The sequence below is a fragment of the Allopseudospirillum japonicum genome, assembly GCF_900108915.1.
Lineage (GTDB): Bacteria > Pseudomonadota > Gammaproteobacteria > Pseudomonadales > Halomonadaceae > Pseudospirillum > Pseudospirillum japonicum.
The window spans coordinates 32,035-58,659 of sequence record NZ_FNYH01000012.1; the positions used below are offsets into that span (position 1 = coordinate 32,035).

A 26,625-nucleotide genomic window follows, 5' to 3' on the forward strand; every position below is an offset into this window, starting at 1 on the left:
TTATATGCATTGGATTAAAAATAACTTGCGCAAAGCTTTAGTTTTGGCAGTGATCAGCGGCTTCATTCTCAGCCGACTGATAATCCAGCCCGCCCCCGAAGGCGTTTTATACATCACTTTTAACAATGCCAGTCAGCAAGTCGTGCAACAAATTCATATCAACTTTGGCAATGCCGACAGCCAAAGTGATCTGCGGATCTTTCGTTTGGCTGCTGGGGAAAAGCGTTTAGTGCCTTTATTGCATGCGCCAGCACAGGGCTTTAATGTGGAAGTGACCTATGCTGACGGTACCCAGCAAGCTTTTTGTGCCAACCGTGGACAAGAAGGTTGGCACCAGCAGGTGATCTTAACCCCCTAATCTTGATAGGCGGGGGTAAATTCGATGAGCTCGCCATCACTACGCAATACACCAATATAAGCCGGAGCACCTTCAGGGGTTAAGCGTAATACGCCCACACCACTGGTATTTAATAGGCGCTCACTGGAGCGTCTTTGTTCGTGTTCCGGTGTGCGTGCATGGATACGCATAAAATGGCGCTTAGTTAAATAATTCAGGGGGGAGCGGCTGGCATATAAGCGGGTATTGAGTGGGTCTAAAACACTGAGTAATTTATGCGGGAATTCATTCTTAAAACCACTGGCAGTAATTTGCCAAATATGTGGGCTATTTTTACGGCGTTTAAGCTGAATATCATACGCAAAGGAGTAATGTACATCGCCCGATAGGACAATAAAGTTCTGTGGTGTTTGTGGATGGGTAAAAATATTTAACATCACATGCGCTGCTCCTGGATGGGCCATCCAGTTTTCCGCATCTACCATTAAGGCATACCCTAAGGTAGTAAAAATGCGCTGGACATTTTCAATCAGCTTTACCCCAAAAATAGGTGCGGGTGAGACCAAAATCACCGCATCTTGGCCAATTAAATCAGCTTGTAATTGACTCAAAGCTTCCCAATCCATTAAGCCAGAAGGCTGATGAGGTTCACTTTCTGACCACCAGCGCTGTGTTCGTGTATCGAGTACACGGATTTTGGGTTGCGTCTCAATTTGATAATCCCAAGCCTCCCAAGCGAAAACCGCTTGTAAAACTTGATTGTGGTGTTCTGGTGTTGGTGCTTTCGCATAACGTGCAAACTGAGCATACCAGGTTGCGGGGTATTTTTCGGGTGCATTCCCCCATCCTTGGAAGATCCAGTAAGCCATTAAAGAGTTGCCGATAATTTGTCGCGAAAACGGATTTTCGTGCGCAGTTTCTTCCCAAGCGCGGGTTAAATTCCAGTCATCGGTGACATCATGATCATCAAAAATCATATAAGTGGGGATATGCGCTAATAAGCGTTGGACTTGCGCTAAGCCTTGAATAAATGGCTGTAAAAGGCGTAATTCTTGTTTAAACTGGCGACGAAAAGGTTTGGGAATAGGCTGTAAATCCCAGTGAATACTTGACCATAACTGGGGGGACCAAACGAGCAAATACATAGCGGCTAATTCAGCAAAGGTTACCAAATGATTATGGGCTTGATCACTGGTAAAAATCGGTTTTTCGACCCCCTTAAAGAAAGATTCTTTTAAAGCCTTGGAGCTTTGTGGCAACAACTTCTCGCGCTGATAATAATTGAGTGGGCTGGTATGAAGGGCCTGGCTATTTTCAACACAAGCGCCTGAAAAGACCTCTGCATGCAAATCCAAATGGGCAATCACTTGGATAATGGCTTGTAGCATAGGACCGCACACATCATCGGCATAAATTTGATCGCCACTCATTAAAAAAAGATTTGGTCTAGCGTGATCAGAGGTGATACTTTGCGCTAAGTAAGCGTCGGCGGCCACTAAGGCATCTGCACAAGGTGCATGTGGCTTGCGACAGGAACCGTGCAGAACCTCGGTTAGCTCAGTGCTCAGGTAAAAACTGGGGAGTCTTTGTTGCGGGTACACAAGGTGTGGTAGCAGATGGACTAGACCTTGTGCTGGACCGAGTTGACCGCTGGCTAAATCTAGAGGCTTAAAACTTAAATCATAAAAATAAAGTGCCTGCTCGGTTAAATGGGGCGTGCACGGATAGTCAATGAAGTGAACATAGGCTTTTTTACCTAGAGGTAAAATGCGTACATGCGCTGCTGTGAGTGGGCTTTGCTGCTGCACCTGATGATGTGCATCATAGATAGAGAGGGTGAGCTGGCAAGGCTGGCTAGTGACCAACCAAAGACAAAAGCGTTTTGGAGTCGCTTGGCGTATTAAAGGGCCTGCAAGTATCAAAGGCAGGTTGCTAGTCTCTATATCCTTCAAATTGGAAACTCCTAACCGATTAAATCAAGCAAAAAGCGGCATCTGTCTTAAATGATGAATGCACCGGAAAATGATAAGACCTACCTTATGCCTTTGCCTATTTTGTATCAAGATGACCACCTGATTATCGTTAATAAACCCGCAGGGTTGCTTGTACACCCAAGCTGGTTAGATGCACATGAAACAACCTCGGCTTTGCAACAAGTGAGTGAACAAGTGGATGGCCGGCCTGTGTATCCTGTACATCGCTTAGACAAGGCAACTTCTGGATTATTGGTATTCGCGTTTGCGGCAGAGACAGTTGCGCAATTGGCCGCTCAATGGTCAAGTGAGCAGGTGCAAAAAGAGTATCTTGCAGTGGTGCGTGGATATGGGCCTGAGAAGCAGCGTCTAGAACACGCACTGAAACCTATGGTGGATGATAAACGTCGCCGCCACCGCTATCTAAGCAAAGCGCCCCAAGCGGCAATCACGGAAATGCAATGTTTAGCAAGGTGTGAGTGGCCAGTCAGTGTTGATCCTAAATATGCCAGTGCGCGTTATTCTTTGATGCTACTGCGTCCTCTAACTGGGCGCAAACATCAGCTAAGGCGTCATATGAAGCATGTAGCGCATCCAATTATCGGTGACCCTAAACATGGTAAAGGCATACATAACCGCTATTTTCGCGAGCATTTAGACGTTGCGCGCCTTTTACTTGCGAGCGTGCGCTTGCGCATACCTTTACCTTGGCAAGAGGGGGAAACCTTGGTGGTTGATGCACCTGTGGATGCGGATTTTGCACAAATTATAACTTGCTTTGGTTGGCAGCAAGCAATCCCAAAAAATTGGTTACCTCAAGACACATCACCAGTAGAAAGTTAGCTAGTACAGCGTGTTGGACGGGTTGTCCCCATCGCTTGCAAGCGAGCTGAGCATTCTTGCAGAGTATCTTGAGTCCCTGCGCTGAGCTCACGTAACATTTGCCGAATCCACTGGGGTAATTTGGGGGAAAGACTATAAAAAACCCATTGCCCTTGGCGGCGATCCACCAATAAGCCATTGCCACGCAATAATGCAAGATGGCGCGAGATTTTTGGTTGAATCTCATCCAGAGCTTGCGTCAGTTCGCAAACACATAATTCCTCTTCTTGTAGTAAAAGCATCACTATGCGTAAGCGCGTATCGTCTGCTAAAGCCTTTAATAAAATCGTAGGTGACATGGGTCATCCCTAATTAACAAAATGAATACTTAATGCTTATTCAGATAAGAAAAAGCAATGAATAAGGGGTTCATCGTAGCACGATGAAACTAGGCTCATTAAGCCATATATTCGCAAGGATGTTTACCTTTTTCTTGCAATTTTTTTAAGCAAAATCTCCTTTTTTTGGTGGGTTTAACTACAAAATCTGCAAATTTAAGTATAAGGATATGCTGTGTATATTTAGTGCATAGTGGCGGAAAATCCCCACACCAAATAGAGTAAAATAATTAAAATAAGTGTCTCTAAAATCTCAACGCTGGCACCGAGTAAATCACCTGTTAGACCACCTAAAGCCTGAGTCACTGTTTGAGCACTTCGATGACTTATAAAAGCAAGTGCAGCGGCGGCAAAGCAAGCGATGCCAGCGATGCGCCAGCAATAACCAAAACCCAATAAACAAAAGATGCCAATCAAGTAGGCCAAACTGACCGTCGTAAGGGTGCCTCGGCTTGGTGGGTGTTGTAAAAAGTGGCTTGCGATCCCTTGGGAACGGGCATAAGGATAAGTCACTAAAAGCCAAGGTAAGATCAAGCGTGCGCCCATAGGCGCGATGATCAAAGCCACAAGAGAGCCCAAGTCGGCTTGCTCTTGGTATAAAGACAACCAAGCATATAAGGCGCAAGTTTTTAATCCCAACAGCAAGTACAAACCAACGATGGCAAAAGGTCCAGAAGTGGGCTCACGCATCAAAGCGAGGGTTCGTTGTGGATCACCGCGTCCACCTGCCCAAGCATCAAGCGCATCTGCAAAACCATCAAGATGCAAAGCCCCCGTAAGTAGAACCCACAAGGTCAAAACTAAAAGGGCGTTTAATGCAATAAAAGGGCTCAAACTGAGGAAAACAGCCGCCAAATAAAGCCCTAGCCCTAAAAGTAAGCCAACCGCTGGATAGTACAAGCTGGCGTGTCCTAGGCAGCGAGTACAAGGCCAAGTATGCAGGCGAATAGGTATACGGGTGAGAAATTGCACAGCGACAGCTGCAGCTTGGCACTCAAATTTTATTCTTGTATACACAAGCAAGTATCCTTTCTTATCTATATAAAGTGAGTGAAAACCTCTATACAGAGACTTATCCGCAAGCTGCTTGGCTGATTTTTTCTTGAGTAAAGGATGAGGCTTGCATGTGTATTTGGCATCTTGTGGTTATATCGTCAAGATCTTGCGGATGAGCCCAAGTGATATGCACTTGATATAAGGCAGCAAAAGGTACATTAAAGCTAAGCAAATGATGTAGGCTTTGCCCTTGTGCCCAACATAATAAGACACGAATGACGCCAGCATGGGTAACAACCAAAGAATGCGTGAGATTTTGGTGTATCAAACGAGATAAAGCATTGGCAATTCTGGTGCCAAAGGCCGGTAAGTGCTCTGCTTCTGGTGGCGGGTAGCGTATAGGATCTTGCCAAAAATCGGAGAGCGCTTGTGGATACTGGGCGTATAAATCAGCACCTGAGCGCCCTTCCCAAAGACCAAAGGCATATTCTTGCCAGTCAGCCTGAGTGTGTATCTCTAAATGGTTGGCTTTAGCGTAAGCATTGGCAAACGCTGCGCAGCGTTGTAAGGGAGAAGTGATCACTTGGGTATATTGGGCGGTATGCGCTTGCAGGGCGGCGTCCATTTGTTGCCATCCCTGGGTTGATAAAGGCCAATCCGTGCGCCCAATATAGACGCCTGCACCGCCTGTGGTTTCTCCATGACGGAGGACATCAAAAGACAAAGTCGGCATCACTGGTATCCCTATGTAAAATGATTTCCCTATCGTACTGCTTACTTGCTTTGTGAAACTTGCGCTTGTGCAAAGGTCGCCATGTGCTCATGTAACAAGCAGGCTTGGCGTAGTAAAGGTAAGGCTAAAGCAGCGCCACTGGCTTCACCCAAACGTAAGTCCAAATGAAGTAGAGGGTGTGCTTGTAAGTGTGCTAATAAAGCGGCATGTGCAGGCTCAGCAGATTGATGTGCATAAAAGTACCAAGCTTGACTTCCAGGTTGTAGACGCTCAGCAATGCAAGCTGCCACAGTTACCATTAAACCATCGAGCAAAAGGGGCAAGCCTTGCTGTGCTGCGCTGAGGCAAGCACCGACCAAACCAGCAATTTCTAAACCGCCTAGGCGTTGCAAGGCTAGCCAAGCGTCTTGGCCAATATGCGGTAAGTGTAAATCTAGGGCTTGTTGTAAAATACGTGCTTTATGCGCTTGTGCAACCGTATCTAACCCAGTCCCTGCGCCTGTAAGTTCGCTAAGAGGACGATTTAATAAGAAAGCAGCCAGTGCGCTGGCACTGCTGGTATTGGCAATCCCCATTTCTCCTAAAATTAATATCTGTGCGCCTTGAGCATGTGCTTGTTGTGCATACTCATAACCGATTTCCAACGCTGCTAAGGTATTGGCAGGAGTCATAGCCGCTTGATGGAGAAAGTTGGCACTGCCTGCACAAATACGATGGTCAAGGACATGCGGCAGTGCCTCTATTGGGGTTGCTGTCCCTAAGTTAATCACCTGAAATTCAGCATCTAAAGCCTGTGCAAGCACATTAATCGCTGCACCGCCTTGGGAAAAATTACGGATCATTTCCACGGTAACACTTTGTGGGTAGGCTGAGACGCCTTCTTGAGCAATACCGTGATCTGCAGCAAAAATTAAAATATGTACTTGATCTAATTGCGGAAATAAACGATTTTGGCAACCAGCAAGTTGAATCACAGCCGTCTCTAAAAGACCTAAAGCTCCTAAAGGTTTAGTCAATTGGGCTTGATGTGCTTGGGCTTGCTCGGCCATTGCTGCATGAGGTTGCGCGACTGGCATTTGCATACTCGTCGGTAAAAAGGCAGCTAGCGTATAGTTAAATGTAGAGGTCTTCTTCATCTGCTCTATAGGTTGATCGGGCATATTCACTGTGTGTTGTCCCCAGTGACAACGTGCCTGATAAGAAGTGCTGGCATTGAGGCTAGAGACGGGTTGTATTTGAGGTGCTTCGTAAATGAGTTGTGGCCAGCCGGCATGCAAATGCCACACCCGATCAGCATGTGCCCCAAGGTATTGATGTAACCAGCCACTCAAATCACAAAAACGTCGGCTAAGCGCATTGGCTGGAATCACTCCCATACCGGTTTCATTAGATACCCACAGCAAGGTCCCCTTGTTTTGAGTTTGCAAGGTTTCACTGAGGCGATATAAAGCCGCAAGCTCAGTTTCTAAATGGATGCCTTCATCAATGCAGAGTAAGTTAGTAAGCCAAAGGGTTAAACAATCCACGAGAACACACGTTTGTGGTTTGAGGAGGGTTTCTAACTGTGCTGCAAGTTTTAAGGGACATTCGACTAAATGCCAATGGGGTGGGCGTTGCGCTTGATGGTGGGCAATGCGTGCTTGCATTTCTTCATCTTGTGCTTGCGCAGTTGCGACATAAGTCACAGGCCATTGCGAGGCCTGTGCTCTTTGTTGGGCAAAACGGCTTTTCCCTGAACGGGCACCACCTAAAATCAATTCTTGCACGCAATGGTTTCCTGAAATTCCTGACAAACAAAACCAGCAAAAAGGCAAATAACGGCATGAAAGCCTAGTGTACTTAGGAGTCCAAGTATAACGGATTGCGTGGTAAAAAGAATCTAAAAAGGTGTATCAAAAAGCTACATAAATCAAAAGTCTACCAAGGAATTTGTTTGCCATCCCAAGCAAAAAAACGTCCGCTCTCATGCGGGCTCAAGTGGGCAATGACTTTGAGTAAGGCGCCGGCGGCGAATTCAGGAGAAAAAAGCTTATCTTTAGCAAGGCGCGTTTGAAAAGGCTTTGAAAGGGAAGTGTCTGTTGTCCCTGGGTGTAAAGCAACACAAATACTAGCAGGATTAAGACGTTTTAATTCAATGGCGGTTGTACGTACTAATTGATTCAAAGCGGCCTTGCTTGCACGATAAGCATACCAACCGCCAAGCTGGTTATCTTCAATGCTTCCAACCCGTGCAGATAAAGAAGCTAATAATAAGGCGCCATGGCGGTTTAATTTGGGTAACAAGGCCTCAATGAGTAAGATGTGATTAATGGCATTCGCTGTAAAGTTGGCTTCTAGAGTTTCTCTCTGTACTTCCTGCAAGCGTTTTTCTGGTGTGAAGTCTGTATTGTGTAATAAACCGGTGGCGTTAATAATGCCATGCACTGGGCCTTCGATATGGTGATGGAGTTGTTTGAGTGCTTGATCATCGCTTAAATCAATTTGTAGTGGAATAATTCTGGGATCTGTTTGTGCATCCGTATGCAAGTCAGGTGCTGGATGTCTATGCAGGGCATAAATCCGCCGTATAGGAGGTAATAAGGGCAATAAACTGGTATCTGTTTCTGCGGGTAAGGGTAAGTTTTGAATGCCACGTTGTGCGGCAGTTACGCCTAACAAAAGATGTAAAAAAGCATAACCTAAACCACCATTGGCACCTGCAATGACTAAAGTCAAAGGCGCAGCTTCTTGCGCCATCTGGTAAAACACTTGGTTGCGCCGTCCTAATCCCATAGATCTCCCCCGGAATCTTTTCTTATCATCGTTATTTTGCTAGCAGTTACGACCTTAGTCTAGGGTATCTGTGCAAGAGAAAAAAGGATTAATCAAGAGAAAATAAGCGCAAAGACCAGTACCTCACTCTGTGAGTAGTCGGCGTACATTTTGATACGCTTGTAACTCAGGGCGACGTACCGTAAAACGAATATCAATACGCCGATTGCGGCGGTAGTCGTCCTCGTTTTGTTGATCAGAGACAATAGGACGGCTGGCAGCATATCCACTGATAGAAAATAAGGGTTGTTGCATATGATTGCGCAAACGGTCAAGACGCTCGTTTTCAGCGAGCTCTTGGTTCCAAAACTCCCACAAAGAGATTGCGCGATAAGAAGACAGTCCCCAATTGCCTTTAGGACCACTGAAGGAGCGAATATCTGTGTGGCCTTCAAGAAAAATTGTGTCTAAATAGCGGCTGCGCTCATCTTTAGTAATCACTTTATTTAAGACATGACCAATTTCGGTGGCCGTTTTGTAATAACGTGGCTGGATACCTGCTTCACCGGCATCAAAACCAAGCAGCTCATTAGGGATGCGTAACACACTATAATTGTCACTAATTTGCACTGGAATATCGCGTGCTTTAAGTTCAGCTGCGGCTTCCTCAAGTAAAGTGCGGCGAATTTGCTCAGCATACTGAAGATTTTCAATCGCGGCACTGACGGCCGCACGTGTTTGTACCAATTCCATAATTAACACAAGGCAAGCAAGCACAAAAACGACTAATAAACCGGACATAATGTCCGAAAAGCTAATCCAGTAGGGATTTTCTTCATCGACCCCCGGTGGTTGATGTCTATTTCTTCGCATGAAGTTGAGCCTCTAATTCATCTAACAAAGCATTCATACCGCGTACAGAACGTTCCATAGCACTTGCAAATCCTTGGGTTTGTTGATTCCACTGCTGCATACGCTCATTCACTTGGGTTTGCACTTCTTTTTGATAAGCTTGTAGCCACTGCTGTGCTTGTACCTCGAGCCCTTGAACTTCATCAGCAAGATGGCTACCTAGTTGGGCCACTTCTTGCCTTAAACTATGTAAGAAGCGTTCTTGATGCGTTTGCAATTGACTAAAGCTCGTTTGTGCCTGTTGCGCGCCTTGCTCAAAATATTGGGCACTAGATAATAAATGTTCTTGTAATTGATGGAGGGTGTTGGCATAGGTATTGAGGTGGTCGATAAGTTCACCATGCCGAGTACCAGCCACTTCGATTTGATGAGCAACGGCTCCTAATTGTTGGCCTAAAGCAGCACTGGTTCGCTGGAGATCTTGTGTCAGTGAACTGAGGGCATGTGCACTACTATCAAGATGATGACCTGTTGCCGAAACGGCTTCACTAACTTGGGTAAGCCCTTGTAATACCTTGTGGTGTTGCTGTGCCATTACCTCCCCGTGTGCTTGTTGGGTATCTAATGTGTGTGCAAAGGCATCTAGGAGGTGGCGTTGTTGTGCCTGTAGTGCATGAAGTTGTTCATTAAAATGTGCCTGACGCTCTTGTTCACGGATCTCCACCGCGGCTAACTGGGTTTCGATCTGTTGGCCAACGCCACGGCTCAGGTGTACAAAACTGGTTTCTAACTGACGTAAATGCTGGCTGCTGGCTTCTTGCAGGCTTTGATATTGCTGCTGCATTTGGTGTGCTTGCTCGCGATTGAGCTCAAGTTGGGTATCTTGATGCTGACTCAGTGTTTGAAAGGTTTGCGCTAACTGGTTACTCATGCCGATGAGGGCTTGATTCATGTTTTGGGAAGCCTGCTCCAGCATTTGCCTTTGATTGTCTCCCGCACCACTGAGGCTTTCCATAAAACGCTGCACTAGCGTATCTAAGGCTTGAGTAGATTGTTCTTGTGCTTGCTGAACTAGGTTCTGTAGTGCCGGTTGCATCACTTGTGTCAGCGCTTGAGTGATAGACTTTTCCATCTCTGTACTGACGCCACTGAGGGCATGTTGCAAATGGGTGCCCAATGCTTGTGGTAAGTCTGCTAAAGCTTGCTGGCTTTGTACAAGAGGATGTTCCATCAGTAAGCGAGGCGCGATCTGATCTGCAGCGTATTGCAAATGGCTAATACTGGATTTGAGCTGGCGTTCACATAGCTTTTCCGCAATGTTAAGCAACAAGCTCAATAAGACTCCCCATACTGAGGTGGCAAAAGCGACTGCAGCGCCTGCAATCATGGCATTAATGCCTGATCTGAGTTGGGCAACACCCGCTTCTTCATTGAGCTGTAATTCAGAAAGACCTAAAGTCAAGCCAACAAAAGTCCCTAAAACACCCAGCGCGACTAAAAAGCTCGGTGTTGCCGCTAACAGTCGATTGTTGCTAATACTGGCAGCCAGGGTATCGGCATTAAAATATTCATGCGCGCTGATGGGGTGTTTGAGTTCTTGCGTGTTGGCTTGTGTGGGGACGCAGACAAAGCCGTTACAGTAATCCTGCCACAAGGCTTGTAATCTAGCGGGCAAAAATGAGCCCTGCTCTTGTAGTAAAACAAGTTTTTCAGTTGCCGAAAGCGCAGGGGGAATGCCATGCACACAAGTATGCAGTTTACGGATATTAAGATAAGCACGTAGGCTAAAGATGAGTGTTAAAGCAAGTGCAAATACAAATAAGCCTATAAGAAATAACCAAAACCAAGCAGTGAGGGCACTTGGATGTCCGGAGTTTAATACCGCAAGGCTGATATCAGGCCACAAGTGATCGAGTAAGGGAAAAAGATTAGCCATATCAAGATCCTAAGCCTCCCTAGCCTTAGGGTAGACCCAAATTGATGAGTGAAAAGAAAATGCAAAAATGGTTAAAACAGTATTTTGTAGTCAAGGATGCAAATTTTAAGGCAAAGATACAAGCAATGCATCTTATGTCGCTGTTCTCTCTCGATCAGTGTGTACGAAAAGTCCTTGGTTTTATGGCTGTTAGGATGGTCTTAGCTTGTACTAGCGAAACAAAGTGACGAGACGATGACAGGATTTTGATAATTTTAAATTATCGTGAAATCAGTTTTGGATAATAAAAAATTTGCACTTTGATAAAATCCTGTTATGATTGATCTCGAAGTCATCACCAAGACCTTTTTATGCAAAGCACATCTATAGAACATAAGTTGTTGTTTCGTCATCCAAATAAAGATGATGGTGTCGCGATTCACCGCCTAATCGATGCTTGTAAGCCCCTCGATTTAAACTCAGTGTATAACTATCTTTTATTATGCACGCATTTTTCTTCTAGCTGTTTGGTTGCTGAACTAGATGGCGAAATCCAAGGTTTTGTCTCTGGTTATATTAAACCCGCACAAGCTGGCGGCGACCCGGAGATCTTTCAATCTCAGGACGCTTCTAGCAGCTCGGCAAGCACCTATTTCCTATGGCAAATTGCGATTGGTGCGCCACTGCGCGGTCAAGGCATGGGGCTGCGCCTGATCGAACAAGTGTTAGCCTCTGCAAGCTGTGCGCAAGTGCAGGCACTAGAAACCAGTATCACCCCTTCTAATCAAGCCTCTTGGGCGCTATTTCGTAGCTTCGCGCGCCAGCGTCAAGCAAGTCTGCAAAGTGCGGATTGGTTTAGTGCTGCACAACTCGGTGGCGAGCACGAGCCTGAGCATCTATTGCGTATTAGTTGGGCTTAGAGAGTCCTTTTCTTTATTTCAATCATTCTAATAATTAAAAAAGCAACTTTCAGGAGTTCACAATGAATACTTTAGAGCGTTTAGAATCCGGAGTGCGTACTTATAGCCGTTCTTTCCCAGTGATTTTTAGCCGTGCACAAGGTTCGCGCTTATACACTGAAGATGGCCGCGAATATATTGATTTTTTGGCCGGTGCAGGTACGTTGAACTATGGGCACAACAATCCCAAACTCAAAAAAGCCTTGATCGACTATATTCAGCATGATGGCATTACTCATGGTTTGGATATGTGGACCCAAGCTAAAAAAGAATTCCTTGATAATTTAGAAAACTTAATTTTTAAACCGCGCGGTCTGGATTATAAAGTGCAATTTACAGGACCGACGGGCACAAATGCGGTCGAAGCCGCTTTACGTATTGCGCGTAATACGACAGGTCGTACGAACATTATCTCCTTCACTAATGCGTTCCACGGGGTGACTTTAGGGTCTTTAGCCACGACAGGGAATAGTAAATTCCGTGAGGCGGCAGGTTTGCCCACGCAAGGGGTTTCCTTTATGCCTTATGATGGTTACCTAGGTGAGCAGGTCGATACCTTAGATTTCCTAGAAAAAGCCTTGCAGGATAAAAGTAGTGGTATTGATTTTCCTGCGGCGGTTTTAGTCGAAACCGTACAAGGTGAAGGGGGTATTAATGCAGCGCGTATTGAATGGTTACAGCGTTTAGCCAATATCTGCCAACAAAATGATATTTTATTGATCGTGGATGACATCCAAGCAGGGTGTGGGCGCACAGGTAAGTTCTTCAGCTTCGAACATGCGCATATCAAGCCAGATATTGTAACTTCTTCTAAATCACTCAGTGCTTTTGGTTTGCCGTTCGCCATGGTCTTGATGCGTCCTGAGCTTGACCAGTGGAAACCTGGCCAATATAACGGTACTTTCCGTGGTAACAATCTAGCCTTTATCACAGCAGCAGCTGCTTTGCGTGAGTATTGGAGTAATGATTTATTTGAGCGCGATATTCTACGTAAATCGCGTATTGTTGAGCATCGCTTTAACCAAATGATTGAGTTGCTGCAAGCAGAAGGGGTACAAGCTAGTCAGCGTGGCCGTGGTCTGATGCGAGGCATTCACATGCATAGTGGTGAACTTGCCGACCGGATTACTAGTCAGGCGTTTAAACGTGGCTTGATTATTGAAACCAGTGGTCCCGAAGGTGAGGTTGTGAAGTGCCTATGTCCTTTAGTGATCAAAGACCAAGAATTGACTAAAGGTCTAGATATTTTAGAGGCCAGTATTAAAGCTGTCTTAGCAGATGAAGATGCTGAACCTGTCATCGAAGATGCACGCGAACGCGCATCTGCCTAATTTTTTCTGAGCATTTTCAGTGCGCTCTTCATTGCCTGAAGGTATTCGCTGGCTCCTGTGGGGGTCAGCGCTTTTTAAGATCCAATTGGGACAGCTATGATAGTACGTAATCTTCAACAAGCCCGTAACACAGATCGTCATGTGGTCGCAGAAAAAGGCCAGTGGGAAAGCACACGTTTGCTTTTAAAAGATGACAATATGGGGTTTTCCTTCCATATCACAGTGATTCATGCAGATACGGAAACCCATATTTGGTATAAGCATCATTTAGAATCTGTTTATTGTATTGAAGGCGAAGGCGAAGTAGAAACGCTGGCTGATGGTAAAATCTGGCCGATCAAACCAGGTGATATTTACATCTTAGACCAACACGATGAACATTTGCTGCGCGCCTCCAAAACGATGACCTTGGCTTGTGTGTTTTCACCACCGATTGTCGGTAATGAGCGTCATCGCGAGGATGGCTCTTATGCGCCCGTAGAAGACGCAACTTAGTAGTGATCAATACATTTGATCAGCATAAGGCACCTTGAAGGTGCCTTATTTTTTGGAAGTTCAACCCAGTCTAAGCATGACACCACTTTGCCTAATGCGGATAACATGCGAAAATTCTAGTATTCATAGCTGATACAGCGACTTATTTTTTCTTGCAGCGCTTACTTACTGGAAATACCGATGAACGCACAGTGTCTTGATGGTAAACAAATTGCTTTAGATATACGTCAACAGGTAGCAGAGCGTGTGGCTGCTCGTCAAGCTGCAGGTGGACGCGCACCTAATTTGGCTGTCGTGCTCGTAGGTGAAGATCCAGCCTCGCAAGTGTATGTGAATAATAAACACTTAGCATGTGAAAAAGCAGGCATAGGCTCGATTATGCACCGCTTACCTGCGAGTACCAGTCAGGCAGAATTAGAGGCTTTGGTTGAACAACTCAATACGGATGAGCAAGTAGATGGCATCTTGGTCCAGCTGCCTTTACCCGTACATTTAAATGCAGAACCTATCTTAGAACAAATTCGCCCAGATAAGGATGTAGATGGTTTTCATCCTTATAATCTTGGGCGTTTGGCGCAACGTATGCCAACTTTACGTCCTTGTACGCCAAAAGGCATCATGACTTTGCTCGAACGTACTGGCATTAAATTACGTGGCCTTAATGCAACCATTGTGGGAGCCTCTAATATTGTGGGTCGTCCGATGGCGTTGGAACTTTTGCTGGCAGGTTGCACAGTCACAGTGACACACAGGTTCACCCAAGATATGCAAGCCCATCTTGCAGATGCGGATATTGTGGTGGTGGCTGTGGGTAAACCAGGACTGGTGCAAGGAGAGTGGATTAAACCTGGCGCTGTGGTGATTGATGTTGGTATCAATCGTTTAGCAGACGGCCGTCTAGTCGGTGATGTGGTGTTCGAAACTGCAGCACAACGTGCTGCTTGGATTACTCCAGTGCCTGGTGGTGTTGGACCTATGACAGTGGCTTCCTTACTGGAAAATACATTACAAGCTTGCGAAGTTCATGCACCTCTAGTCTAAAAAGTCTAAAATTCTTATATATATATAAGTTTATGGCAGCCTTGCGTTAGAAGCATAACGCAAGGTTTTTTTTGATAAAAAAAGGGGCTTCTTATAAGATTCCAAATTAATGGGTTTATCTTAGCAAGATAAACAAAAAACTCATGTGTGGGATTTGAGATCTATCTATGATTGAGCAATATAAGCAAGTCTCTCTCGCTGCCCAATTAACTTGGGTGATTAGCATTTTGATGATCAGTGCTGGGTTGCTAATTACCTTTAGCCTGACGCAAAAAATGCAGACACATTTAAGTGCTGAGGCTAAAGTGAGCCTGCAACAACAAAGTGCAACCATTAGCGAATTCTTAGCCTTTTATCATCATAACAGCTTAGATAATGCGCAACGTCTCTCAGATATTTTCTTCAATTTATTTCCGCAAGGGGTATCTTTTAGTGATCAACAGGTTCGTGTTGGTCAATATCAGACATCAGCTTTAGTCGATGAATCAGGAATTATTAATAATGACTTTACTAAAGTGGATCGTTTTACACGAATGACTGGGGGGACAGCGACTGTCTTTGCTCGTTATCAAGATGATTTTTTACGTATTAGTACGTCACTAAAAAAACAAGATGGTCAGCGAGCTTTAGGTACTTTGCTTGGAAAAACACATCCAGGTTATCAAGCCTTGATTAAAGGAAAAGTATATCAGGGCGTCGCTCATTTATTTGGTCGAGATTATATGACCATTTATCGACCAATTCAGGATGAAAGAAACAATACTATTGCTATTTTATATATAGGATTTGATCTAACTGAAGGTTTAAAGGATTTACGAGACACCTTAACACATATTCAAGTAGGAGAGACTGGGTATGCGACAATTTTAGCTGGACGTGGACATACAAAGGCAGGTGAAGTCTTAATGCATCCACAGCTGGCAGGGAAATCTCTAACTCAAGTACAAGCGGCAGATGCTTCTTATCCTTTTACTATTTTATTAGAGCAACAAAAAGGCACTTTAGACTATCCTTGGCAAGATACTCAAGGGAAAATTGCAGCATATCAGCATATTCCTGGTTGGAATTGGGTGATTTTATTGGGAAGTTTTGCAGATGAGTTTGCACAAACAAGTCAAATATTACGCAATACATTAATATTGTTTATTGGCCTAAGTACATTAAGCATTATTGTTATTTCAGCTTGGATAGTCAAACAAAGATTAGTCCCCCTAGCGAAAGTAACCCGAAATTTAACTGCAATTGGAGAAGGGCGCTTAAATATTGCAGTTGATCCTCTTATCCATCAGGGGGTAACAGGACAAAACGAGGTGCTGCACCTGCGGCAGGCAACCTACAAAATGCACTCAGGGTTAAGAGATTTAGTGACTTGTTTAGAGCAAGCGGCTCAAGGTGTTCAGCAAGAAGCTCAACAAGTACGTCAAGCAAGTCATGTGACTGAAGAAGCAGCACATCAACAAACCGTAGAAATTCGCCAGCTGGTCACGGCGATGGATGAAATGACGGCAACCACAAATGAAGTGGCAGAAAATGCACGGTCAGCTGCTTTAGAAACGCAAACAGGAAGTGATAAAGCGGCGCAAGGCCAACAAGCAGCACATGCAATTCATGATACTTTGGAAGGACTAACCCAAGCGATGCATCAAGCCTCGCAACTGATTCAAGAAGTGGCCAACGAAAGTAATAATATTAGTGGTTTTATGAGCACCATTAGCGAGGTAGCAGAGCAAACTAATTTATTAGCTTTGAATGCAGCGATCGAAGCTGCACGTGCGGGGGAGTCTGGCCGTGGGTTTGCTGTTGTTGCCGATGAGGTACGCGCCTTGGCAGGGCGAACTCAGGAAGCAACAGCAGAAATTCACCAGCTAGTCGGGCATCTACAAGAGAAAATCGATGCTGCAGTGACAGCGATTGAACAAGGCGATCAAGCCGCAAAACTTGGCCATCAACAAGCACAAACAGCCAAGCAAAGCTTGACGGAAATTAGCCAATATATGCACGAAATCACAGATCACAGTACATGTATTGCGAGTGCTGCCGAACAGCAAGCGGCGGTGGCAGAAACCGTCAGTCAAAGCTTGCAAACCTTGTATCAACTCTCAGAACAAAGTGTGCAAGCATGTGTGGCAAATACACAGGTAAGCATACGTTTGGACGCTAGCTGCCAGCATATTCATCAGCAGCTTGCGCGTTTTCAGTTGTAAACATGGATGCATGTTACCTTTAAGTTAGGCAAGCTTAACGGGTCTGTGTGGAGGTTTTTTCTGCTTGGCCCGTTTGCTGTAAAGCTAACAATTTTAGCTCGGCCTCATCAAAAAGATGCGCTTTTTGCTGTGTTAACAGATCATAAACAACACCATATTCAAGTACATTTTGGACATAATGGCGGGTCTCTCTAAATGGAATTACCTCTATCCATATATCTAAAGGTAAATGTCCGCGTTCTTGTAACCAAGCTCTGACACGGTGTGGACCTGCATTATAAGCAGCTGTGGCATAAATACGATTTCCATTAAAATCCGCACGCATTTTTGCTAAGTAAGCACTGCCTAGTGCAATATTAATTTCAGGTTGATAAAGATCCACACTGGTGTTGAAAGGTAAATTAAACTGACGGGCTGTTTGTTCTGCTGTTTTAGGTAATAACTGCATGAGACCTTTGGCATTGGCATGTGAGCGTGCTTTAGCATTAAATGCGCTTTCTTGACGTGTAATCGATAAGGCCCAATTCATAGGAATCTGGTGTAAATCAGTAAACTTACTATATAAGTCTTGGTGCTCTATAGGAAAACGTAAGTTCAAATCATCCCATTCTTGTAAACGTGCAGCGGCAATAATTGCTTGCGTGTACCATTGGTACTTTTTAGCAAGGTGTGCTAAGGCATGTTGCTCATTCTTACTCAATGTTGGAAAAATACGATTCCATTCTAAGCGAGCATAATAAAACTCTTCTTGCTGTATCAGCTCAACAATACGCTGCACACTGGGTTTTTTATATAAATGTGCAAAGCTATCTTCGGACCAAGTGACCAAATGCTGATTAAGGTGGAATCCCTGTCCTAGTTGCTGGGCCGCTAAAAAACCATAATAACTACGCTTTTTAGCTAAAGCTTGTAACTTTTTGGTTTGTATTGCACCGGTTGATTTTTGTTGTGCTACCGCAGACCAATAGTGCCAACGGTCTGTGTGAGCTTCTTGCTTAGGTAAGTGTGCGAGATGTTCAAGGACTTGTGGCCAATCTTGTTGGCTTAAGGCAAAGCGAATGCGCCATTCAGTCAATTCTAAATCTTGGTATTTTGGATCTAGCTTTGCCATGAGCTGAGGGGTTTGAGGTAAAAAACGGCTCGCGTATTGAGCCAACCGCCAATTGCCTTCTTGAATGGCCTTCCAAGTCCGCTGAATAGCAACTACTTGTGTTAACCCCCCTTTTTCTTTCCAAATTTTAAATAATGGATCACAAGCATCTGGTTGGGAGTGACCTACCTGCCAAAGAGAGGTAAGATCCTGCATTTTTGCTGATGTCAAAAAAGTATCCGCAGAAGTTAAATTAAGCTGAGCTTGTAAGTCTAAACAAAGATAATGAGTGCCGGCAATATCTGCTAATTGATAAGCATCATGGTATCCTTGCCAGTCACGACGTGCTGCTAATGTATTGAGCCATTTACGGTGTAAACTAATGCGTGCAGGTAAATCCTGATATTCTTTAATAAAACTTTCGATTTCTTGAGCAGAAACTTGCTGCATAAAGGTATTAAAGTAATAAGCTTGTGCATAAGGGTATAAAGGATAAGCTTGTAAATTTGATAACAAGCTTTTTGCTTTTGTCATATCTTGTTGTTGAATAGCGGTGAAAGCTTTTTGATAACTTATTCTTAAGTCGCTCAGGGCATATCTCGGAAGGGGAATTTTTGCGGTAGTAGTTGATGCAGAGACGTTTTGAGGATCAGCAGGTGTTGCATCAGTTTGCGCATAGGCACCTGTGTTGGTAGCCATGAGGATGCATAGGCTAAGATATGAAGCACGAACAGAAAAAACAGACATAAACTAAAACTCCTCAACTAAGCATCCAAATACAAATGCCTCTAGCTTAGCATTTTGTAGCTTAAAAACGCACCCTAAGACAAAATTTGTTTTATCTAATTTTTATACCGTTATCTTTTTATTTTTTCCATTGCTTTGGAGATAATCCTGTCCAACGTTTGAAGGCATGGCAAAAAGCAGCGCTTTCAGAAAAACCTGTTTTTTCACTTATTTCTTGCACAGAAAAATTTTCTGCTGATAAAAGCTTCAAAGCAAAATCACGGCGTAGCTCATCTTTGAGTTGTCTAATACCGATACCTTCATGATTAAGACGGCGCTTTAAAGTTCTTGGTGTCATATGGAGTTGAGAGGCAAGCTGATCTAGTGTAGGCATAGCATCGAAATCATAGGCTTGTAGCAACTTCTTTAATTGAGTTTGTAAACGTTCATCCTTCTCAGGGTAATGAAAAATAATCCCTGGCGCACTACGTAAAAAATAAACCAGCTCTGAATGTGTACGTACCAAAGGTAATTGCAAATAGCGTGGATGCAAACTAAAGCCGCAAAAATCGTGCTGATATTTTAATTTTCCAGAATACATAACCCTATATTCTGCAGCATGTGAAGGTAATGAATAGTTGAAATATGTTTCAATATAAGGGATTTGTTGACCAACTAACCAGCTAGAAAAACGTTGCCACATAATAAGTAAAAATTCCTGCATAAGATGATCAGGGTCTTTGTTTTGTGCATTTAATTGTAATTGGTAGAATACTTTTGGAGATTTTTCATCAATTATAACCGGTGAGTTTTTAATAAATCCAAGGCTAATATCTGGATGAAGTACTCGGTAAAAGCGGGCACTTTGATGCAACATACCACCTAAAGTTTTTGCTTGGTAAGCCAGTTCAGCCATCAAAGCAAAAGTACCTAAACGGCAAGCGGTGGGAGCCAGCCCCATAAATTCATCTTGCGTGGCTTTCCAAACGGCTTGAATCAGATCATTGAGCTGCTGTTCAGTGATTTTATATTTGGTTTGCTGCAAATAATGGTGAGGTATCTTGGCTGCATCTAGCAAGCTTTGAGCATCTTGCCCTTGTGTGAGAGCACCTTTAATGGTGGCATAAATATAGTGGTTAGCGATGTGTGCTTTTGACATCATGGCTCCTGGTTTTTTTCTTTTTTTGAATATTTGTGTGGCCTTTTGGATCAATAAAAAAGACCTATTTTATCATTTAGCACTTTGGACAAAGGCGGTTTAATGGCCTAAGGAATCAAGAAAAATAAAAATCCTATCCTAAGTGAGGCAACGAAAATGCTTGATACTGGTTTAGATCTGCACATTTATGGTGAAGATGCGCCCCTAATGCTGAACATGGTACAGAAAATTTTACAGCAAGAGGTCGCACCTCATTTTGAAGCTTGGGAAGCCGCTTGTCAGCTACCTCGTACTTTATGGAATACCTTGGGACAGGCAGGGCTTTTGGGTGTTGATATGCCGGCCATGTATGGTGGCGCTGAAACCAATTTTTCAGTATGTGCCATGATCTGTGAGGAGATTTCGCGTCAAGGATTTGGTGGTCTAGCCAGTGGTTATAACATTCATGCCAATATTGTCATGCCTTATATTCTGCATCTAGGGACGCAGGCACAAAAGCAAGCTTGGTTGCCAGCAATGATTCGTGGTGAGGTGCTGGGAGCGATTGCAATGACAGAACCTCATGCAGGTAGTGATTTAGCTGCCTTGAAAACTCAGGTAGTGAAGGTTGAAAAAGGTTGGCGCTTACAGGGTTCTAAAATTTTTATAACTAATGGTGTATTGGCTGATTTAGTCATTGTATGTGCAAAAACGGATCTTAAGGCTGGCGCAAAAGGTATTTCTTTATTCTTAGTACCAGCAGATAGCCCTGGTTTTTATAAAAGCCGTGGGATTCGTAAAATTGGCCAACATACTAGTGATACTGCAGAGTTATTTTTTGATAATGTTTTTTTACCAGAAGATGCCTTATTAGGAGAACTCAATCAAGGTTTTATTTATTTAATGGAAGAGTTGCCGCGGGAACGTTTGGGTGTTGCAGCACAAGCGTTAGGAGCAATTCAAGGTGCAATACAACTCACTTTTGATTATGTAAAAAACCGCCAAGTCTTTGGGAAAAAATTATCTGAATTACAAAATACACGATTTAAACTTGCAGAAATCTATGCCCAATTTACGCTAGGGCGTGCTTATTTTAATCAATGTCTACAAGCTTATGTAGAAGGGAATTTAAGTGTGACAGATGCGGCAATCTTAAAGTTAAAACTAACAGAAATGCAATGTGCCGCGACAGATGAATGTTTACAACTCTTTGGTGGTTATGGATACACACAAGAATACCCTATTTCGCGATTTTATGTTGATGCGAGAATTCAAACGATTTACGCAGGCACTTCAGAAATTATGAAAGAAGTGATTGCACGTTCTTTATTAGGAAAATAATTGAGCAAGGGAGCCCTATATGAAACCCACAGATGAGATTGTGATTTTATCTGGTTCACGAACAGCCATCGGTAGTTTTGGTGGTTGCCTAAGCCGATTGACCCCAGCGGAAATGGGGACTCAGGTAGCGAAAGCCGCGATTCAAGACTCTGGCATTGCTGCAGAAATGATAGACCACGCAGTATTTGGTCACATTATTACCACATCGCCTCAGGATGCTTATTTAGCACGTCATATTGCCTTGAATGCAGGACTTCCAGTGAGCTCGGCAGCTTTTAATGTGAATCGTTTGTGTGGTTCTTCTGTGCAGGCGATTATTTCAGCAGCACAGATGCTTGCCTCTGGTATGAGCCAATATGCGCTTGTTGGTGGCGCTGAGAGCATGAGTCAAGGGGCTTATCTTCTGCCAAAGTTACGTTTTGGGCAGCGGATGGGAGATGCGCAATCTATTGATTTAACTTTAGGGATTTTAAGTGATCCTTTCGATAGCGGCCATATGGGAATGACAGCAGAGCGTATTGCCAAGCGTTATGCTTACACACGTGAGCAGCTAGATGCCTATGCGCTGGCCAGTCATCAAAAAGCGGCTGCAGCCATGGCCGCAGGGTACTTTAAATCACAAATTACACCTATTTGTGTTCAACAAGGGCGTGTGCAAGTTGAGTTTGCTGAGGACGAACATGTACGCAGCCAAATTAGTTTATCAAGCCTGGCTTGTTTAAAACCAGCCTTTAGCGCGCAAGGTATTGTGACTGCTGGGAATGCCTCTGGTATTAATGATGGTGCTGCGGCCTTGGTATTAACGACAGCACAGGCGGCGGCACAGCAAGGGTTAAAACCCAGAGCGCGTTTGGTTGCTTATGCCGTGGCTGGGGTAGAACCAGAAGTGATGGGGTTAGGCCCGATTCCAGCAGTCAAGCAAGCTTTGGCGCAAGCCGGCTTATCTACTGCGGATCTTGATGTCATTGAATCGAATGAGGCCTTTGCTGCGCAAGCGATGGCAGTGACGCAAACTCTTGAATTAGACCCCGCAAAGGTGAATCCAAATGGTGGTGCGATTGCCCACGGACACCCTGTGGGAGCAACGGGTGCTATCATTACAATCAAAGCTTTACATGAGTTAGAGCGCATTCAAGGACGTTATGCCTTGGTGACCATGTGTATCGGTGGTGGGCAAGGGATTGCTTTAATTATTGAATCTTTAGCCTCTTAGTCGATTTTAAATCGATATCATCTTATCTACTAAAATATAAAAATAACAATTCAGGACATTTGTATGTTTACGCCAGATATAATAAAAACGATTGCTCGCGCTAATACCAATACAATCAACCAAGCTTTATCAAGAAGAGTGGCCCGCCATCCAAATAAGACCGCATTAATTTATAAACAACGGCATTGGAGTTTTGCACAATTAGAGCAAGGCATTGATCGAGTGGCACAAGGGCTACATGAGCAAGGGCTGCGTAAAGGAGACCGTGTAGCGGCTTACGGTAAAAATTCAGATGCTTATCTTCTATTATGGCTAGCATGTGCCAAATTAGGACTCATTCATGTTCCAGTGAATTTTGCCTTAGTCAAAGAGGAGCTACTCTATATATTGCATCAGTCTGGTGCGAAGGCTTTATTTTCTGATCCTAGTTTACAAGTTCACATTGAAGCAATTGATCAAGAGATGAGTCTAAATTTACATGGCAGTTTACAAGAAGGAAATACACAACTCGATATTTTATCTTTAGCCATGCGTGATAAAGTCATCCAACTTCCAGAGGTTGCAATACAAGAAACGGATGTTGTACAAATTCTTTATACCTCAGGTACTACTTCAGACCCTAAAGGGGCAATGCATACGCATCGATCCTTAATGGCGGAATATTTAAGCTGTATGCAACATCTTGATATTGATATGCAAGAGCGCGCATTAGCTGCTTTACCTCTATATCACTCAGCACAAATGCATGTATTTACTATGCCAACATTACTTGCAGGTGGATTGACTTACCTAATTGATACACCCACCGCAGATAATATATTGGACAAATTAAAAACACATCAGTTAACCAGCTTTTTTGCGCCACCTACATTATGGATTGCTTTATTAAGACACCCAGCATTTGTTGATCAAGATTTAAAAGGATTGCAGAAAATTTATTATGGCGCTTCTATTATGCCTGAGTCCGTTGTGCATGAATTAGAAGAACGCCTGCCGCAAGCAGGTTTATATAATTGTTATGGACAAAGTGAAATTGCGCCTTTGGCCAGTGTGCTCAGGCCTGAAGAGCATAAACAGCGTCCTACCTCTTGTGGCCAACCTTTGGCTTCTGTGTGGAGTCGTATTATTGATCCTGTTACGGGTGAAGATTGTGCTTTTGGTCAGCAAGGGGAGCTAGTGCACCAATCGCCACAATTAATGGTAGGTTATTGGAATAAACCAAAAGAAACCGCAGAAGCTTTTAAAGATGGCTGGTTTCACTCGGGTGATTTGGCGGTACAAGATGAGCAAGGCTATTTGTATATTGTTGACCGTATCAAAGATGTGGTGAATACGGGAGGCATTTTGGTAGCAAGTCGTGATGTTGAAGAAGTTTTCTATCGGCATCCGGATATTGCAGAAGTGGCCGTGATTGGTGTTCCTGATGAGAAATGGATTGAAGCCATTGCCGCTGTAGTGGTTCTTAAGCCAGAAGCAAACACGCATGCACAAGCTTTATTAGCCTATGCAGGTGAGCACTTAGCAAAGTTTAAAGTGCCGAAACAGATTCATTTTGTGGCGCATTTACCTAAAAATACCGCGGGGAAATTGCTGAAACGTCAACTAAGAGACATGTTTAGCTAGTGCAGTAAAAGTTTTATTTGATGGATAAAAACGGGATGGCTTGCTTAGCAGGAAATCCCGTTTTTTTGTCTCTTCTCTATCAAAATCGAGTTATAGTGTAAAATGTAAATAGCTAAACAAGGAAAAGATGCTATGACATTCCAATGGCTCTATTGGCACTGGCTGGTACTTGGTATCATCTTGATGATGGCGGAAATTTTTATACCAACGTTTACTTTACTTGGGCTGGGTATCGGTGCCGTCGCAGCAAGTTTAGCGCTCGCTTACTGGCCAGAATTGCCACTTGCGTGGCAGTTGATTCTTTGGGCTTGTACTTCTGCAGCAGTCATTTTTGCTTGGGTGTTTTGGGTAAAACCTAAAATAGGCATACGCACCCAAGCAGGAGATGCGCGTGCGGCCTTGATAGGTCAGCATGGGCAAGTAGTTAGTTTACCAAAAGATCACGTGCATGGGCGCTTGCGTTTTCATCTGCCTATTTTAGGCGATGATGAATGGGATTTTATTTGTGAGGATACGGTTATTTTAGGTGATAAGCTTCTTGTTGTAGAAATCAACGGTAATACTTTAATCGCTCAGAAAGAAAAATAAGATGATTGCCTTGGGAGAAATTTAATGGACGCACTGATTGTTGCAGGAAGTATTGCTTTGTTAATTATTTTAACCTTGTTGATGGGGGTTAAAATTGTTCCTCAAGGAAGTAAATTTGTAATTCAGCGTTTAGGGAAGTTTCATCAAACGCTAGGCCCAGGATTGAACTTAATTGTACCTTATATAGATCAAGTGGCTTACAAGGTAACGACAAAAGATATTGTGATGGATGTCCCTTCACAAGAAGTCATTACCCGAGACAATGTGGTCATTATTGCTAATGCAGTGGCTTATATTAACATTATTACCCCAGAAAAAGCAGTTTATGGTGTGGAAGATTATCAGATAGCCATTCAAAATTTAGTACAAACTTCTCTGCGTTCGATTATTGGTGAGATGGGGCTGGATGATGCTTTGTCCTCACGAGATCAAATCAAAGCAAAGCTGAAAGTTGCTATTTCTAACGATATAGCAGATTGGGGGATTGTATTAAAAAGTGTAGAAATTCAAGATATTACGCCTTCGTCGACGATGCAGCATGCAATGGAGGAACAAGCAGCGGCTGAGCGTCAACGCCGTGCAACGGTGACACGAGCAGAGGGAGAAAAATCCGCAGCGATTTTAGAAGCAGAAGGACGTTTGGAGGCTTCTAAAAGAGATGCAGAAGCACAAGTGGTGCTTGCACGTGCGAGTAAAGTAGCCATTGGCCATGTAGCGGAGGCAATTCAGGATAAAGAATTACCTGTGATGTATATTTTAGGGGAAAAATATGTGAATGCATTACAGGATTTAGCCGTTTCAGAAAATACAAAAACTTTTGTTTTACCTGCAGATATTCTCAATGCGGTGCGTCATATGGTCAATCGGTAAAAAAACCTGTATCTATTATGATCATCAAAAATAGACTATCCCGCCACTTCAGGCGGGTTTAATCTTTATAGCCAGCGCTTTTTACGGATCATTAAAACTAATACAATAACAAACATAAAAATTCCTGCACAAACCCACCAAAAGGCATAAGGATGATCAGCCCCTGGCATTCCGCCTACATTGATACCTAATAAACCCGTGAAAAACCCCAAAGGTAGAAATATTGCAGTAATCATGGATAATAAATACATGCGTTGATTACCAAGTTCTGATAACTGGCTCAATATTTCTTCATGCATGACCATCGCACGCTCACGCATGGCATCTAAATCTTCTAAATAACGAATCAGGCGATCGGTTGTTTCACGAATTTGTAAACGTTCGCTTTCTGTCAGCCCAATAAATTTTTCTGTATGCAGTCTAGTTAATGCATCGCGTTGTGGCGCAAGATAGCGGCGTAAGGTAATCAGGTGTCGACGTAGTGTCGATAACTCATTTTTTACTTCATCATGCCCGCCACTGAGGACTTTTTCTTCTAAATCCGCCAGCGTTTCTTCATAGCCTTCGATAGTATCACGCATACGCCAAGTTAAATTTTCTGTTAAAGCGGCAATAAACTCGCCCGGAGTGTTAGGAGCTTGCTGTTGCTCAATCCGGCGTAATAGATCTTGTACGGATTGTAATTGGCGTTTGCGAGTGCTGATAATGCGGTCTTTTTCTACCCAAAGACGAATTGAAACCATATCTTCTGGATCGGCTTCTGGATTGAGATTAACGCCTCTTAATAAAAGTAGAAAACCATTTTGGAAAGGGGTGCATCGTGGACGAGTTTCTGTAGCAATTAAAGCTTCTACAATCATAGGATCTAAGTTAGCTGCTTCATTGAGCCAAGACTGTATTTCTGGCTCTGTATAATCTAAATGTAGCCACAGAAGACCTTCTTGTGCTTGCCAGGCGGGAATTTCCGATGCCTTCAATTGTTTCCCTTGATTTTTTTGAAACAAATAAGCGTACACTAACCCCGTATTGAGCTGCATAAAAATCGCCTAATTTTTAGCCCCAAGCCTCAACTTGGGGATTATTGAACATTAAGCTTGCGCAATCTCGCCCTTTTAAGTGCGAGTCAAGCAAGAGGTAATTAGTCTTTTATCTGACTTAAAGCGCGAGAAGTTTTAACGGCTCTTTCACTTGGCGGTGTATTTTGATTTTCGATGTACTGCTTAACAACA

At 43.7% G+C, this 26,625-nt stretch carries 23 protein-coding genes; 12 read left to right on the forward strand and 11 right to left on the reverse strand.

The genetic code is table 11. From position 1 onward, the window contains the following. The first annotated feature begins 4 nt into the window (after positions 1 to 4). A complete protein-coding gene (locus BMX05_RS10605; protein ID WP_093311547.1) occupies positions 5 to 358 on the forward strand; it encodes a hypothetical protein in 354 nt (117 codons plus the stop codon). Here BMX05_RS10605 and BMX05_RS10610 read toward each other — a convergent pair. After that, positions 355 to 2,289 carry an alkaline phosphatase D family protein gene (locus BMX05_RS10610; RefSeq protein WP_245710702.1) on the reverse strand — a complete coding sequence of 645 codons (1,935 nt, stop codon included), beginning with the start codon at positions 2,287 to 2,289 and terminating at the stop codon, positions 355 to 357. The two genes, BMX05_RS10605 and BMX05_RS10610, sit on opposite strands and share 4 nt — an antisense overlap. Before the next feature lie 87 nt (positions 2,290 to 2,376). On the opposite strand from BMX05_RS10610, the gene BMX05_RS10615 reads away from it, so the two are divergent. Beyond that, the gene (locus BMX05_RS10615; RefSeq protein WP_093311626.1) at positions 2,377 to 3,153 is read left to right on the forward strand and encodes a pseudouridine synthase; all 777 of its coding nucleotides are present in this window, start codon (positions 2,377 to 2,379) and stop codon (positions 3,151 to 3,153) included. Here BMX05_RS10615 and BMX05_RS10620 read toward each other — a convergent pair. From BMX05_RS10620 to zorA, 7 genes are all read right to left on the reverse strand, one after another. Beyond that, positions 3,150 to 3,491: a metalloregulator ArsR/SmtB family transcription factor gene (locus BMX05_RS10620; RefSeq protein WP_093311550.1), complete on the reverse strand. Its 342-nt coding sequence runs from the start codon at positions 3,489 to 3,491 to the stop codon at positions 3,150 to 3,152. The genes BMX05_RS10615 and BMX05_RS10620 overlap by 4 nt on opposite strands. Before the next feature lie 222 nt (positions 3,492 to 3,713). Then, positions 3,714 to 4,547, reverse strand: coding sequence for an adenosylcobinamide-GDP ribazoletransferase (locus tag BMX05_RS10625; protein ID WP_177166884.1), 834 nt, complete (start codon positions 4,545 to 4,547; stop codon positions 3,714 to 3,716). 55 nt (positions 4,548 to 4,602) lie between these two features. Further along, positions 4,603 to 5,259 carry a histidine phosphatase family protein gene (locus tag BMX05_RS10630; RefSeq protein ID WP_093311555.1) on the reverse strand — a complete coding sequence of 219 codons (657 nt, stop codon included), beginning with the start codon at positions 5,257 to 5,259 and terminating at the stop codon, positions 4,603 to 4,605. A gap of 41 nt (positions 5,260 to 5,300) precedes the next feature. Then, positions 5,301 to 7,025 carry a nicotinate-nucleotide--dimethylbenzimidazole phosphoribosyltransferase gene (gene cobT / locus BMX05_RS12790; RefSeq protein ID WP_143051966.1) on the reverse strand — a complete coding sequence of 575 codons (1,725 nt, stop codon included), beginning with the start codon at positions 7,023 to 7,025 and terminating at the stop codon, positions 5,301 to 5,303. A 151-nt stretch (positions 7,026 to 7,176) separates the two neighbouring features. Further along, positions 7,177 to 8,031: an SDR family NAD(P)-dependent oxidoreductase gene (locus BMX05_RS10640; protein ID WP_093311562.1), complete on the reverse strand. Its 855-nt coding sequence runs from the start codon at positions 8,029 to 8,031 to the stop codon at positions 7,177 to 7,179. A gap of 123 nt (positions 8,032 to 8,154) precedes the next feature. After that, positions 8,155 to 8,883, reverse strand: a complete 729-nt coding sequence (locus BMX05_RS10645) for an OmpA/MotB family protein (RefSeq protein WP_093311565.1) — start codon at positions 8,881 to 8,883, stop codon at positions 8,155 to 8,157. Continuing rightward, on the reverse strand, positions 8,870 to 10,798 hold the full coding sequence (gene zorA, locus BMX05_RS10650) for an anti-phage ZorAB system protein ZorA (protein WP_093311569.1): 1,929 nt from the start codon (positions 10,796 to 10,798) through the stop codon (positions 8,870 to 8,872). The genes BMX05_RS10645 and zorA overlap by 14 nt, the downstream gene beginning before the upstream one ends. A 350-nt stretch (positions 10,799 to 11,148) precedes the next feature. Between zorA and ectA the strand changes: the two genes are divergently transcribed. The 5 genes from ectA to BMX05_RS10680 all read left to right on the forward strand — a co-directional run bounded on the left by ectA (position 11,149) and on the right by BMX05_RS10680 (position 16,807). Then, a complete protein-coding gene (gene ectA / locus BMX05_RS10660; RefSeq protein WP_093311577.1) occupies positions 11,149 to 11,697 on the forward strand; it encodes a diaminobutyrate acetyltransferase in 549 nt (182 codons plus the stop codon). Between the two features lie 62 nt (positions 11,698 to 11,759). Then, entirely contained in the window at positions 11,760 to 13,067 is a 1,308-nt protein-coding gene (gene ectB, locus BMX05_RS10665) for a diaminobutyrate--2-oxoglutarate transaminase (RefSeq protein WP_093311581.1), read from the forward strand. A gap of 96 nt (positions 13,068 to 13,163) precedes the next feature. Further along, the gene (locus BMX05_RS10670; RefSeq protein ID WP_093311585.1) at positions 13,164 to 13,562 is read left to right on the forward strand and encodes an ectoine synthase; all 399 of its coding nucleotides are present in this window, start codon (positions 13,164 to 13,166) and stop codon (positions 13,560 to 13,562) included. Positions 13,563 to 13,742: 180 nt separating this feature from the next. Then, complete coding sequence (gene folD / locus BMX05_RS10675) at positions 13,743 to 14,603, forward strand: bifunctional methylenetetrahydrofolate dehydrogenase/methenyltetrahydrofolate cyclohydrolase FolD (protein ID WP_093311589.1); 861 nt, start codon at positions 13,743 to 13,745, stop codon at positions 14,601 to 14,603. A gap of 167 nt (positions 14,604 to 14,770) precedes the next feature. Then, positions 14,771 to 16,807 (forward strand): methyl-accepting chemotaxis protein, encoded by a 2,037-nt coding sequence (locus tag BMX05_RS10680; protein WP_093311592.1) that lies wholly within the window; start codon positions 14,771 to 14,773, stop codon positions 16,805 to 16,807. Positions 16,808 to 16,841: 34 nt separating this feature from the next. Here the strand turns inward: BMX05_RS10680 and BMX05_RS10685 are convergent, their stop codons facing one another. Continuing rightward, positions 16,842 to 18,644: a transglycosylase SLT domain-containing protein gene (locus BMX05_RS10685; protein WP_093311596.1), complete on the reverse strand. Its 1,803-nt coding sequence runs from the start codon at positions 18,642 to 18,644 to the stop codon at positions 16,842 to 16,844. Positions 18,645 to 18,762: 118 nt separating this feature from the next. Continuing rightward, positions 18,763 to 19,782 (reverse strand): AraC family transcriptional regulator, encoded by a 1,020-nt coding sequence (locus BMX05_RS10690; protein ID WP_245710704.1) that lies wholly within the window; start codon positions 19,780 to 19,782, stop codon positions 18,763 to 18,765. 156 nt (positions 19,783 to 19,938) lie between these two features. On the opposite strand from BMX05_RS10690, the gene BMX05_RS10695 reads away from it, so the two are divergent. From BMX05_RS10695 to BMX05_RS10715, 5 genes are all read left to right on the forward strand, one after another. Beyond that, positions 19,939 to 21,102: an acyl-CoA dehydrogenase family protein gene (locus tag BMX05_RS10695; RefSeq protein ID WP_177166885.1), complete on the forward strand. Its 1,164-nt coding sequence runs from the start codon at positions 19,939 to 19,941 to the stop codon at positions 21,100 to 21,102. A gap of 19 nt (positions 21,103 to 21,121) precedes the next feature. Next, the gene (bktB, locus tag BMX05_RS10700) at positions 21,122 to 22,315 is read left to right on the forward strand and encodes a beta-ketothiolase BktB (RefSeq protein ID WP_093311603.1); all 1,194 of its coding nucleotides are present in this window, start codon (positions 21,122 to 21,124) and stop codon (positions 22,313 to 22,315) included. Positions 22,316 to 22,378: 63 nt separating this feature from the next. Then, positions 22,379 to 23,938, forward strand: coding sequence for a fatty acyl-CoA synthetase (locus BMX05_RS10705; RefSeq protein ID WP_093311606.1), 1,560 nt, complete (start codon positions 22,379 to 22,381; stop codon positions 23,936 to 23,938). Between the two features lie 132 nt (positions 23,939 to 24,070). After that, positions 24,071 to 24,526: an NfeD family protein gene (locus BMX05_RS10710; RefSeq protein ID WP_093311609.1), complete on the forward strand. Its 456-nt coding sequence runs from the start codon at positions 24,071 to 24,073 to the stop codon at positions 24,524 to 24,526. A 24-nt stretch (positions 24,527 to 24,550) separates the two neighbouring features. Then, a complete protein-coding gene (locus tag BMX05_RS10715; RefSeq protein WP_093311611.1) occupies positions 24,551 to 25,396 on the forward strand; it encodes an SPFH domain-containing protein in 846 nt (281 codons plus the stop codon). Positions 25,397 to 25,461: 65 nt separating this feature from the next. Here BMX05_RS10715 and BMX05_RS10720 read toward each other — a convergent pair whose 3' ends face one another. Continuing rightward, entirely contained in the window at positions 25,462 to 26,433 is a 972-nt protein-coding gene (locus BMX05_RS10720; RefSeq protein ID WP_093311614.1) for a zinc transporter ZntB, read from the reverse strand. Positions 26,434 to 26,625 lie beyond the last annotated feature (192 nt).

Excerpts from the sequence above, each read along its gene's own strand:
- BMX05_RS10605 (WP_093311547.1), top strand. The coding sequence starts at position 5 with ATGCATTGGATTAAAAATAACTTGCGCAAAGCTTTAGTTTTGGCAGTG.
- BMX05_RS10615 (WP_093311626.1), top strand. The coding sequence starts at position 2,377 with ATGCCTTTGCCTATTTTGTATCAAGATGACCACCTGATTATCGTTAAT.
- BMX05_RS10620 (WP_093311550.1), bottom strand. The coding sequence starts at position 3,491 with ATGTCACCTACGATTTTATTAAAGGCTTTAGCAGACGATACGCGCTTA.
- BMX05_RS10630 (WP_093311555.1), bottom strand. The coding sequence starts at position 5,259 with ATGCCGACTTTGTCTTTTGATGTCCTCCGTCATGGAGAAACCACAGGC.
- BMX05_RS10640 (WP_093311562.1), bottom strand. The coding sequence starts at position 8,031 with ATGGGATTAGGACGGCGCAACCAAGTGTTTTACCAGATGGCGCAAGAA.
- BMX05_RS10645 (WP_093311565.1), bottom strand. The coding sequence starts at position 8,883 with ATGCGAAGAAATAGACATCAACCACCGGGGGTCGATGAAGAAAATCCC.
- zorA (WP_093311569.1), bottom strand. The coding sequence starts at position 10,798 with ATGGCTAATCTTTTTCCCTTACTCGATCACTTGTGGCCTGATATCAGC.
- ectA (WP_093311577.1), top strand. The coding sequence starts at position 11,149 with ATGCAAAGCACATCTATAGAACATAAGTTGTTGTTTCGTCATCCAAAT.
- ectB (WP_093311581.1), top strand. The coding sequence starts at position 11,760 with ATGAATACTTTAGAGCGTTTAGAATCCGGAGTGCGTACTTATAGCCGT.
- BMX05_RS10670 (WP_093311585.1), top strand. The coding sequence starts at position 13,164 with ATGATAGTACGTAATCTTCAACAAGCCCGTAACACAGATCGTCATGTG.
- folD (WP_093311589.1), top strand. The coding sequence starts at position 13,743 with ATGAACGCACAGTGTCTTGATGGTAAACAAATTGCTTTAGATATACGT.
- BMX05_RS10680 (WP_093311592.1), top strand. The coding sequence starts at position 14,771 with ATGATTGAGCAATATAAGCAAGTCTCTCTCGCTGCCCAATTAACTTGG.
- BMX05_RS10685 (WP_093311596.1), bottom strand. The coding sequence starts at position 18,644 with ATGTCTGTTTTTTCTGTTCGTGCTTCATATCTTAGCCTATGCATCCTC.
- BMX05_RS10690 (WP_245710704.1), bottom strand. The coding sequence starts at position 19,782 with ATGTCAAAAGCACACATCGCTAACCACTATATTTATGCCACCATTAAA.
- BMX05_RS10695 (WP_177166885.1), top strand. The coding sequence starts at position 19,939 with ATGCTTGATACTGGTTTAGATCTGCACATTTATGGTGAAGATGCGCCC.
- bktB (WP_093311603.1), top strand. The coding sequence starts at position 21,122 with ATGAAACCCACAGATGAGATTGTGATTTTATCTGGTTCACGAACAGCC.
- BMX05_RS10705 (WP_093311606.1), top strand. The coding sequence starts at position 22,379 with ATGTTTACGCCAGATATAATAAAAACGATTGCTCGCGCTAATACCAAT.
- BMX05_RS10710 (WP_093311609.1), top strand. The coding sequence starts at position 24,071 with ATGACATTCCAATGGCTCTATTGGCACTGGCTGGTACTTGGTATCATC.
- BMX05_RS10715 (WP_093311611.1), top strand. The coding sequence starts at position 24,551 with ATGGACGCACTGATTGTTGCAGGAAGTATTGCTTTGTTAATTATTTTA.
- BMX05_RS10720 (WP_093311614.1), bottom strand. The coding sequence starts at position 26,433 with ATGCAGCTCAATACGGGGTTAGTGTACGCTTATTTGTTTCAAAAAAAT.